Consider the following 5,832-nt stretch of genomic DNA (forward strand, 5'->3'; position numbering starts at 1 on the left):
GACGCCGACGTAGCGGACGTGGCCGTGCTGGACGAGGATGTCGAGCGCCCGCACCGTCTCCTCGATCGGGGTCGCCGGGTCGAAGCCGTGGATCTGGTAGAGGTCGATGTGGTCGAGCTGCAGCCGCAGGGCGCGGTTCGCGAACAGGTCGGCCGGGACGGGGAGCTGGACGAAGGGCACCGAGCCGGCGATGCCGATCCGGTCCGGATCGGGCTGCAGCTCGTGCAGCTTCTGGCGTTTCGGGGTTTTACCGGCGGTGTCGGCGGGATCTTGCGCGGCGGGATCTTGCCCCGCGGGCTCGGCCGCGGGGGTGCGCTTGAAGAAACGGGCCAAGGCGTCAGTGCCCGCGCTTGTCGGTGGAGCCGCGCTGGCGCTTGCCGCCGGCGATCTGCCGGAACCACTTGCGGTGGTGGCGATAGGCCCAGCCGCCGGTGACGGTGCCGCGCACCATCGCCCGGCCGGTGCCGCGCACCCAGATGCCGGCGTAGATGTGCACGACGATGATCGCGATGGCGACGACCGCGGCGAGCGAGTGCGCCAGCAGCGCCCAGCGCTTCGTCTCGATGACGGTGTACTGGTAGAAGTACTGATCCCAGATCACCAGCCCGGTGACGAACATGATCCCGATCAGCGCGGTCTGGCCCCAGAACACGCCCTTCTGGCCGGCATTATACTTGCCGAGCTCGGGCAGCCGGTCCTCGCGGTTGGTGACCACGTCGCCGATCTTCATCGACCAGGCGACGTCGTCCTTGTTGGGGATGTTGAGCTTCCAGAAGCGCAGGAACAGCAGCGCGAAGCTGACCGCCAGCGCCACGCCGAACCACGGGTGGATCGCCCGCGTCGCCTGGCCCCCGCCGAAGATGCCGGTGAGCGAGAACAGGTACGGCGTGAACATCGCCAGGCCGGAGAGGGTCAGCAGGGTGAACAGGATCGCGGTGATCCAGTGGTTGACGCGCTGCAGGCCGGTGTAGCGGGGAACGTAGAGGATCTCCGGCGCCTCGTGCACCTCGCGCAAGGGGCGGGCATCGCCGTCTCGGATGTCGGTGTGAACGGTCATCGGGTCTGCTTCTCTCGACCTGGAGCATCGTCCACGATCTCCCGATCGCGGACAAGGCTCGCGCTTATCGTAGGGCCGCGTCGTCCTCGCGCGCCGGGATCCACCGCGCGCGATCGATGCGCCCGTGGCCCCGAACGGGAGCCGGAAGGCCGGCGCACCTTCGGCGCCGGCCTCCCGTGACCGTCAGTGCGGCCGGGCCTCGCCGCTCTCGGCGTCGCGGCGCTTCTCGTGGTCGTACTCGATCGCCTCTTCCTCCTCCTCGGCGACGACCTCGTTCGGCCCCGCCGTGACGTAGTGGAAGAACCCGGCGACCGCCGCGAAGCCCATCGCGGCGAGCCCGAACACCTTGGCGCCGCCCTTCCAGAAGGCGACCAGCGGCGAGATCTTCGGGTCGAGCGGCAGGCCGGCATAGAGCTGCGGCTTGTCGGCGTGGTGGAGCACGTACATCACGTGCGTGCCGCCGACGCCGGCCGGGTCGTACAGGCCGGCATGCTCGAAGCCGCGCGACTTGAGGTCCTCGACCCGGTCGTGCGCCTGCTCGATCATCGCGGCCTTGGTGCCGAACATGATCGAGCCGGTCGGGCACGCCTTGGCGCAGGCGGGCGCCTGGCCGACGGCGACCCGGTCCGAGCACAGCGTGCACTTGTACGCCTTGTGGTCCTTCTCGGAGATGCGCGGGATGTTGAACGGGCAGCCCTTCACGCAGTAGCCGCAGCCGATGCAGTTCTCCTCGATGAAGTCGACGATGCCGTTGGAGTACTGCACGATCGCGCCGGGGGACGGGCACGCCTTCAGGCAGCCCGGATCGGTGCAGTGCATGCAGCCGTCCTTGCGGATCAGCCATTCGAGGTTGTTGGTCGCCTCGTTCTCGTACTCGGTGAACCGCATCAGGGTCCACGTCTTGGGCGTGAGGTCGTGCGGGTTGTCGTAGACGCCGACGTTGACGCCGACGTCGTCGCGCAGGTCGTTCCACTCCTCGCAGGCCGACTGGCAGGCCTTGCAGCCGATGCACTTCGACACGTCGATGAGCTTGGCGACCTCCATGTGCGAGCGGATGGCCGGCGGCGTCTCCGTGGAGGCGGAGCGCTGCCGGATGTCGAGGGAGCTGTAATCGGCCATGGTCTGATGCTCCCCTTACGCGACGGCGTCAGCAGGAGGCGTCGTCGCCTCGATGTTGACGAGCCACGCCTTGAACTCGGGCGTCTCGGTGTTGGCGTCGCCGACCACCGGGGTGAGCGAGTTCGGGTGCCATCCTTTCTTCGTCTGGCCCATGAAGCCCCAATGCTGCGGGATGCCGACCACGTGGACGGCCTTCCCGTCGCACATCAGCGGCTTGATGCGCTTGGTGACGACCGCCTTGGCCTTGAGCGAGCCGCGCTTGGACCAGACCCGGACCCAGCCGCCCTTGACGATGCCCTTCTCCTTCGCAAGCTGCTCGGAGATCTCGACGAAGGCCTCCGGCTGGAGGATCGCGTTGATCCGGGCATGCTTGGTCCAGCCGTGGAAGTGCTCGGTCAGCCGGTAGCTCGTCGCCGCGTAGGGGAACTCCTCCGAGGTGCCGAGATCGGCCAGGTCGTCCTTGAAGATCCGCGACGCCGGGTTGCCCTTCACCCGCGGGAACGGGATGTTGGCCATCGGCGACTCGAACGGCTCGTAGTGCGTCGGGAACGGCCCGTCGCGCATCAGGCCGCGGGTCCACAGGCGGGCGACGCCCTCCTGGTTGAGGATGAACGGGCCGACGCCCTTATCGGGGGCGACGGTGACGCCGTAATCCGGCACGTCGAAGCCGACCCACTGCTTGCCGTTCCACTCGATGAGCTTCTTCTTCTCCGACCACGGCTTCCCTTCCGGGTCGCACGAGGCGCGGTTGTAGAGCACGCGGCGGTTGGCCGGCCAGGCGAAGGCCCAGTTCGGCGCGATGCCGCGGTCGCCGGGATCGGTGTTGTCCCGGCGGGCCATGGTGTTGCCCTTCTCCGTGTAGCAGCCCGAGTAGACCCAGCAGCCGCAGGCCGTGGTGCCGTCGTCCTTGAGCTGGGCGAAGCCGTCGACCTGACGCCCGGCCGGCAGGGTCTGCCCGTCGAGGCCCGGCGTCGGGGCGAGCGTGTAGCCGTTCAGCTCGCGCGCGAGCTCGACCGGGGTCGGCTCGTGGGCGATCGCGTAGTTCCAGGTCAGGTTGAGCATCGCGTCCGGGAAGGCGCCGCCCTCCTTCTGGTACATCTCCTTCATGCGCAGGAAGATGCCCGCCATGATGTCGATGTCGGGCTTGCACTCGCCCGGCGCGTCCTGGGCCTGCCAGTGCCATTGCAGCCAGCGGCTGGAGTTGGAGAGCGAGCCCTCCTCCTCGGCGAACAGCGTCGTCGGCAGCTCGAACACCTCGGTCTGGATCGAGGCGGTGTCGACGTCGTTGTACTCGCCGTGGTTCTCCCAGAACCGCGCGGTCTCGGTCTTGAGCGGATCCATCACCACGATGAACTTCATCTTGGAGAAGGCTTCCGTCATCTTGGCGCGATTGGGGAACGACAGCAGGGGGTTGAAGCCCTGGATGATGTACCCGGTCATCTTGCCTTGCTTCGCCAGCTCGAAGCCGCGCAGCACGTCGTAGGTCGGCACGTCGAGCTTGGGCAGGTAGTCGTAGGCCCAGTCGTTCTCCTTGGTCGCCTTCTCGCCCCACATCGCCTTCTGGAACGAGACGAAGAACTTGTTGTAGTTCGACCAGTAGCTGGTCTGGCCCGGGCGCAGCGGCTTGAACTGCCGCTTCTCGGCGTAGGACTGGTAGGTCGGCTCCTTCTCGATCGGGATGTTCAGGTAGCCGGGGATGAGGTTCGACATCAGCCCGATGTCGGTCAGCCCCTGGATGTTGGAGTGGCCGCGCAGCGCCTGCATGCCGCCGCCCAGCATCCCGATGTTGCCGAGCAGGGTCTGCACGATGCACATCGAGCGGATGTTCTGCGAGCCCTTCGAGTGGTGGGTCCAGCCGAGCGCGTAGAGCGAGGCCATCGTCCGGTCGGGCGTCGAGGTCGTGGCGATGAGCTCGCAGACCTTGAGGAAGGTCTCCTGCGGCGAGCCGCAGATCCGCGACACCATCTCGGGCGTGTAGAGCGCGACGTGCTTCTTCAGGAGTTGCATGACGCAGCGCGGGTGCTGCATCGTCTCGTCGACGACCGCGTAGCCGTCCGGACCGATCTCGTAGTCCCAGGTCGACTTGTCGTAGTCGCGCTTCTCCGGATCGTAGCCGGAGAACAGCCCGTCCTGGAAGTCGTAGCCCTCGCGCACGACATAGCCGGCGTTGGAATACGCCGCGACGTAGCGGTGCTGCAGCTTGTCGTTGTCGAGCAGGTACTTGGCCACGCCCGACAGGAACGCGATGTCGGTCCCCTGGCGGATCGGGCAGTACAGGTCGGCCACCGACGCGGTGCGCGTGAAGCGCGGGTCGACGACGATCAGCTTGGCGTTGTTGTGGGCCTTGGCCTCGACCACCCACTTGAAGCCGCAGGGATGCGCCTCAGCGGCATTGCCGCCCATGACGGTGATGACGTCCGCGTGCTTGATGTCCATCCAGAGGTTGGTCATCGCACCGCGGCCGAAGGAGGGCGCCAGACTGGCGACCGATGGGCCGTGTCAAACCCTGGCCTGGTTGTCGAAGACCAGGGCCCCCATGCTTCGGACCGTCTTGTAGGTCAGCCACGCGGTCTCGTTGGAGGTCGCGGAGGCGCCGAGGAAGCCCATCGTGGTCCAGCGGTTGACCGTGAGGTCGCCGTTCTTGGCCACGAAGTTCTTGTCGCGGTCCTCCTTCATCAGCCGGGCGATCCGCTCGAAGGCGAATTCCCAGGAGACGCGCTTGAACTCCTTCGCGCCGGCCTCGCGGTGCAGCGGGTACTTCGTCCGGGTCTCGGCCTGGATGAAGTCGAGCAACGCCGAGCCCTTCGGGCAGAGCGTGCCGCGGTTGATCGGGTGATCGGGATCGCCCTCGACGTGCATCACCGCCGAGCGGGCGTTCTTCGACTTGTCGCCGAGGCTGTAGAGGATGATGCCGCAGGCGACCGAGCAGTAGGGGCAGGTGTTGCGGGTCTCGCGCATCTGCGCGAGCTTGAAGGGGCGCACCGCCGCCGCCATCGCCGGCTCGAGGCCGCCGAAGCCGAGGGCGCCGAGCGAGCCGCCCGCGAGGGTGACGGCGCCACCCTTCAGCAGGCCGCGGCGAGAGACCTGAATCGTCATCCGTCCATCCCGATCAGAACTGGAGTTATTCCAGCATGCATCCCAGGATTGGCGCGCCGAGGCAAGTGCGGTTCCGTGACACAGATCGTCGGTCTGTCGCCGTCGGGGCCGCCACGATTTGCCGGCCCGATCCATCCCGCGGCGGCTGCAATATTTTGCCGGGCCCGAGCCCGGCCGAAGCAAGACTTGGTTTAAGGACGTCTTACTTGGACGGGGAGGCCGGGTTCTGGCCCGAGGGGCCCGGGGTGCGGTGATCGAGCGGCGCCTGCGGCTCGGTGCCGGAGGAGGACCCGGTCGTGGCGCCCGGCACGTCGCGGTTGCGGTTCTCGGCCGTCGCGTTGCCGCCGGGATTGGGCGCGTCCTTGGCCGCCGATTCCTCCCGCGGCACGGGGGCCTGGCTCCAGCCGTCGTTGGCGCTGCGGGACTTGTCGCCCATCGCATCGACGCCCTTGATCTCGCCGGGCTTGGTCTGGGCGTGCCCGGGGGTGCAGGCGAGCGCGATCGCCAGGGCGGCGGCGGCGGAGATGAGGCGGGGGAGGAGCACGCGCGGGGTCCGGGGT

Annotated in this window: 5 protein-coding genes; all 5 read right to left on the reverse strand. The window is 67.8% G+C overall.

The window, feature by feature from the left end; translation table 11 throughout:
• On the reverse strand, positions 1-333 hold a 333-nt coding region (locus tag FV223_RS31910; RefSeq protein WP_246689722.1), incomplete at its 3' end, for an aldo/keto reductase.
• A gap of 4 nt (positions 334-337) precedes the next feature.
• A complete protein-coding gene (locus tag FV223_RS18260) occupies positions 338-1,057 on the reverse strand; it encodes a formate dehydrogenase subunit gamma (RefSeq protein ID WP_147728351.1) in 720 nt (239 codons plus the stop codon).
• A 183-nt stretch (positions 1,058-1,240) separates the two neighbouring features.
• Positions 1,241-2,176 (reverse strand): formate dehydrogenase subunit beta, encoded by a 936-nt coding sequence (gene fdxH / locus FV223_RS18265; RefSeq protein WP_147728352.1) that lies wholly within the window; start codon positions 2,174-2,176, stop codon positions 1,241-1,243.
• A gap of 15 nt (positions 2,177-2,191) precedes the next feature.
• Positions 2,192-5,272, reverse strand: a complete 3,081-nt coding sequence (fdnG, locus tag FV223_RS18270; RefSeq protein WP_147728353.1) for a formate dehydrogenase-N subunit alpha — start codon at positions 5,270-5,272, stop codon at positions 2,192-2,194.
• A gap of 202 nt (positions 5,273-5,474) precedes the next feature.
• Positions 5,475-5,816, reverse strand: a complete 342-nt coding sequence (locus FV223_RS18275; protein WP_147728354.1) for a hypothetical protein — start codon at positions 5,814-5,816, stop codon at positions 5,475-5,477.
• Positions 5,817-5,832: the final 16 nt, after the last annotated feature.

The organism is Methylobacterium sp. WL116, assembly GCF_008039455.1.
Taxonomy (GTDB): Bacteria; Pseudomonadota; Alphaproteobacteria; order Rhizobiales; family Beijerinckiaceae; genus Methylobacterium.

What these genes read in the sequence shown, in the direction of transcription:
- fdxH (WP_147728352.1), bottom strand. Translation starts at nt 2,176, where the DNA reads ATGGCCGATTACAGCTCCCTCGACATCCGGCAGCGCTCCGCCTCCACG.
- FV223_RS18260 (WP_147728351.1), bottom strand. Translation starts at nt 1,057, where the DNA reads ATGACCGTTCACACCGACATCCGAGACGGCGATGCCCGCCCCTTGCGC.